3 protein-coding genes are annotated in these 2,607 nt (G+C 37.3%); all 3 read left to right on the plus strand.

Annotated elements, in window-relative coordinates:
• The first annotated feature begins 47 nt into the window (after nt 1-47).
• Nucleotides 48-188 carry a hypothetical protein gene (locus tag DBR11_RS29705; RefSeq protein WP_158275361.1) on the plus strand — a complete coding sequence of 47 codons (141 nt, stop codon included), beginning with the start codon at nt 48-50 and terminating at the stop codon, nt 186-188.
• Between the two features lie 270 nt (nt 189-458).
• Entirely contained in the window at nt 459-1,844 is a 1,386-nt protein-coding gene (locus DBR11_RS21725; RefSeq protein WP_146186622.1) for an RHS repeat domain-containing protein, read from the plus strand.
• A 7-nt stretch (nt 1,845-1,851) separates the two neighbouring features.
• Nucleotides 1,852-2,337, plus strand: a complete 486-nt coding sequence (locus tag DBR11_RS21730) for a hypothetical protein (RefSeq protein WP_108554716.1) — start codon at nt 1,852-1,854, stop codon at nt 2,335-2,337.
• Nucleotides 2,338-2,607 lie beyond the last annotated feature (270 nt).

The following is a 2,607-nucleotide window of genomic DNA, read 5'->3' on the forward strand; positions in this document are numbered from 1 at the left end:
TTTCTTTACCATGAGATTTATGAAAGGGGGATTTAACACCTTGCAATATGAAGATGGCTTCCACCAAAAAAGGCTGCGTCAGTATTAAAGCAATAAAAGATAAAAAAGTAGGGGCTTGGTGGGGTAAGATCAGCTTTGCTTACCTGGATACTGTTCCAGCGGTGGCAAAGTTTGCTATTCCAATATAAGATGTCTCGGAAGTTAAAGGAGGGATAGCTGGGAATGATTATTTTACAGAAGTGAAAAAGAACAATTAACAGAAAAAGGGACCAAATCTTTCGACTGGCCCCTTTTCATTAAATTAACGCTCTCGAGGTAAACGTATAAAATTTTTCTGATATTCCGTTAATCAATTTTTTGACAATTTGCTTTTTTCTATTTGGGTACGGATTTTCTTTACGAAGGAAAGAGAGACCTCTGCAGCCTTTGATGCTTGTTCATCTGAAAATCCAAAAGCAATGATGAGGTTTTTCACAAAGTTGTTTTCCAGAATCAATACCGTAAACTCTGCGAATAATCTTTCAGGGATCACGTATAATTATTTGAATTTACCTAATTCTGTTACTGCAGGCAGTACAGCGATTAGTTATACTTACGATGCGACAGGGAATAAACTAAGAAAACAAGTTCCTTCCGCAAATATAAATAATGAGTACATTAGTGGAATCCAATATGAAGGTGGTGTTTTAAAATATGTAGGAACATCGGAAGGCAGGGTTGTACGCAACAGTGCTACGAACTATTCTTACGAATACACCTTAACAGACCACTTGAATAATGGAAGGGTGTACTTTGACATTAATGCAGGGGCAGCAAGAGCCATTCAGGTAACCGATTATTATGCCTTTGGGCTTGATATCCAGAGAAGTTTAGCTGGTACAGAGAACAAGTATCAATATAATGGCAAGGAAAAGCAGGATCAGGAGAAATTATGTGACTATGGATTTAGGTTCTACGACCCGGTGGTCGGGCGTTTAAGCACCATAGATCCGTTAGCAGAAAATCATTTCGATACCAATCCGTACCATTATGTGCTAAACAATCCAATGCGGTATATGGATTATCTGGGGTTAGATACCACTTATAACCAGAATAACATGACCGGTAAAGATTGGCATAACTATAAATCTGGTAGTGACGATATAAATTTAAATAACGTAACTATTGTCGGACAAAGACCTGGTGGCAATTGGGGTGGTTTTAGTGGTGGTTTTGGAAATTCTGGTTCCTGGGGAAATGGATTTGGGGGTGGGGCTTTTGGATTTGGAGGATTTGGGAGTGTTGCAATTCCACCACCTGTTTTGACCAGCAGCTCTTCTGGTCCATTTAATCAGTTGGATAATAGAGGGGGAGAGGAAGGTAGCTATATGAGTAAAGCCCTTGCCGCCAGCGCCGTGTTATTGACAGATGATTTAACAGGTGTCGGTGCAGTAGACGATGTTGCTATTCCAGTTATACTTGCTGCTGCAGCTGTTCGTGATCTTACTCAAAAAAAATATATAACATATACGTTAACTAATGATAAAGGCAAGATTTATGTAGGAAGGTCAAGTGGATATGGTGATCCTTACCGTATTATGATGAACAGGTATTCAGGTCATGATATGCGAAAGTTTGGCTACGGTAATCCTCAATTAGATAGAGTAGCACAAGGCTGGCCAGTAGGGCTTGATGCAATTAGAGGAAGAGAACAACAAATGATAGATTATTATGGTGGGGTAGGAAGCCCTAATGTAGGGAATTCAATTAGAGGCGTTGGGTATTATCGTCCAGATGGAAAATATTTTCACTTGATGTCTGATACTTTGTTTGGTCCATTAGCAAATTATACAGGTTTTTTTTAATTAGATTATGAAAAGAAAAATGAACGAAAAGCAGGAAGCAGAATCTTTGTTTTTAAGAAAATGGTGTTTGACTATAATAGATTTCATATACTCCGATAAAGTTATTCAGACTGATCTCATTGAGCTTAGAAAACAAGCATTTAGCGAGGAAACAAAAACAAGATATCTCGAGCAAACAACTCCGGGAATTTATTTAAAAGGTTTAAGACAAGCGTATAACGATATTAATGATATGGCTTTAAATGCGCCAAATCAAATATTGGAAAAATTGAATAACTCGCTTTTTGCACAGTTCGGTAAAGATTTAAGTACTGATTCCCAAAATATTTCAAGCCGTCTTGAAGAAATAGTAGACCGAGGGAAAATTATTAATGACGAGGAATTTAGAGTTGTAGAGCAAAAAGTAAGCGATATAAGTCAAATCGATGCTCAATCGCAACAAATAATTATATTGAATAATTTGTTAGCGACTTATTATATGTCGAAGAAATAAATCCGTCCTCAAAATCTGGTGCGAATATATTGCTAACGTAAGTAGTGGGAAAATACTCAACTCGGCTCGAGTATATGATGAAAACTCAGCTTAAATCAGCCCGGATACCCTGAAGGCACTGAAAACGTCCTTTAGAAATTAAGGATTAAAAAACGAGCAGTAAAACGAGGGTGTAAAATAAACTGTGTCAACTAGTTAATTATTAACTTAGAGACACAGTTTATTTTACACCCTCGAATTGTTACTGAATCGGGTTGAAGAAATTTATTC

Origin of the sequence: Pedobacter sp. HMWF019 (assembly GCF_003061025.1) — a bacterium.
GTDB lineage: Bacteria > Bacteroidota > Bacteroidia > Sphingobacteriales > Sphingobacteriaceae > Pedobacter.

What these genes read in the sequence shown, in the direction of transcription:
- DBR11_RS29705 (WP_158275361.1), top strand. Translation starts at nt 48, where the DNA reads ATGAAGATGGCTTCCACCAAAAAAGGCTGCGTCAGTATTAAAGCAATA.
- DBR11_RS21725 (WP_146186622.1), top strand. Translation starts at nt 459, where the DNA reads ATGATGAGGTTTTTCACAAAGTTGTTTTCCAGAATCAATACCGTAAAC.
- DBR11_RS21730 (WP_108554716.1), top strand. Translation starts at nt 1,852, where the DNA reads ATGAAAAGAAAAATGAACGAAAAGCAGGAAGCAGAATCTTTGTTTTTA.